The organism is Algoriphagus litoralis (assembly GCF_003259255.1).
Lineage (GTDB): Bacteria > Bacteroidota > Bacteroidia > Cytophagales > Cyclobacteriaceae > Algoriphagus > Algoriphagus litoralis.
In genome coordinates this window covers 1-798 of record NZ_QGOL01000061.1, presented here as the reverse complement: position 1 = coordinate 798, position 798 = coordinate 1, and the positions used below count along the sequence as shown (strand labels likewise).

The following is a 798-nucleotide window of genomic DNA, read 5'->3' as shown; positions in this document are numbered from 1 at the left end:
TGTTATAGGGTGTTTTTCTTCTATTCAATTCCGTATTCTCCAAAATATTCTTTTACTTTTTGTTTGTAATATTTATCTTCTCCACGCCAATGTAAAACAAATGTCCAATCGTGTTTTCCTGGTACTTTTCTGTCAAAACGTAATGGTTTTATAATGTCAGCACAACCAAGTATTTCCATTAGAACGCTAAGTTCACTTTTTGAAGCTTTGTAAACTTCTTTAATTCTGTCTCTCAATTTACTCGGTGGTTCTCCGTATTCTGAATTGTCAATAACCTTAAGAATGCTTTTAAAGATTTCTATATCATTTTTAGTTGGTAGCGAAACCGTTTCTTTGTCTAGCAAGCTTAAGTCAAGTGAGTTATACAGTCCGCTATAATGTCTTACTCCGCCCCATTTTATTCTTTCAAAATTTAAAACATTCAAATCTTCATTTTCTCCGTGCCCGAAGTAATAGTCATTTATGTCCTTTTCTGTTAAAAGGCGTTTTGCGTTTTCATAACTTGCAAGTCCAGAACGCCAGTCAAGTCTTTTATTACTCAGGCTACTAAGAAATGCATCTGTAACCTTCTTTTTTGAAATTGTCTGAGTTAGACTTTCAAGTTTTGAAATTATTTCGGCTTTTGAAATTGTCAACGGGTCAAACATTAACCCTTTTTCTTTGGCATATTTAAAGTCCGCTTCTTCAATTTTACGATTTTCGTCTCGTACCCAGCCAGCCGAAGTCCAGTAAGTCTTGAATAGTATGTCCTTTGCTTTTTTATCCACGGTCTGTCTTTTTAAAATGCCCTATAACGTT

General features: G+C 34.3%; 1 protein-coding gene. It reads right to left on the bottom strand.

Annotation, left to right across the window (positions count from 1 at the left end):
* Positions 1-20: 20 nt before the first annotated feature.
* Positions 21-767: a hypothetical protein gene (locus DK188_RS21355; protein ID WP_111672880.1), complete on the bottom strand. Its 747-nt coding sequence runs from the start codon at positions 765-767 to the stop codon at positions 21-23.
* Between the last annotated feature and the right edge of the window lie 31 nt (positions 768-798).